This is a genomic window from Acinetobacter sp. COS3 (genome assembly GCF_000475335.1).
Classification (GTDB): domain Bacteria; phylum Pseudomonadota; class Gammaproteobacteria; order Pseudomonadales; family Moraxellaceae; genus Acinetobacter; species Acinetobacter venetianus.
On the sequence record NZ_AXCD01000049.1, the window covers coordinates 1 to 642 of the forward strand.

1 pseudogene is annotated in these 642 nt (G+C 39.3%); it reads right to left on the reverse strand.

The window, feature by feature from the left end:
• Positions 1-642, reverse strand: a pseudogene (locus tag IO68_RS0117110) (hypothetical protein); the annotation flags it as partial.

A 642-nucleotide genomic window follows, 5' to 3' on the forward strand; every position in this document is an offset into this window, starting at 1 on the left:
ATGTCTGATGCATTCTTAGTAATGTTTGTCGCATTTGTCACGATATCAGAAGTGTTCTTATCTACATTCTGATTCGTTGCAAATAATTGACTTCCATTTACCGCATCAGTAGAAGTTGCTGAAACATCGCCTGCTTTAACATTTGTCAATGTCGTACCAGTTGCACCAGCTAACGTCACTTTGTCTTTCGCTGTTGCATCATCGTATTTAACTGCGGCATTGTCAGTCGTTGTTTGTTGTGCCGCTAAAGCATCTAACTGACCTTTATTTACAGCATCTTTAACGTCTGTACCTGCTTCAATACCACTGATCTTGTTTGTTGATTTATCAATGATTACATTTCCAACAGTCACTTTATCTGTCGTAATGCCTGCATTGTTCATCACAGTGTTGCCAGTCGTTACGCTATCCAAAGTCAAGTCTTTACTTAAAGCAAATGCAACATTATTACCTGTCTTGGTTGCTGTTAAGTTGCTATCTGTTGGATCAGCCACACCGATGTCAACAGTATCACCTGCTTTAATTGCGCCTGTATTCGTACCATTGGTTTGTAAATTGAAACCACCTTTCAGTGTTGTGATTTCATTACCTTGGTTCGTTACAGTCGTATTCAAGGTACTGATGTCTGATGCATTCTTAGTA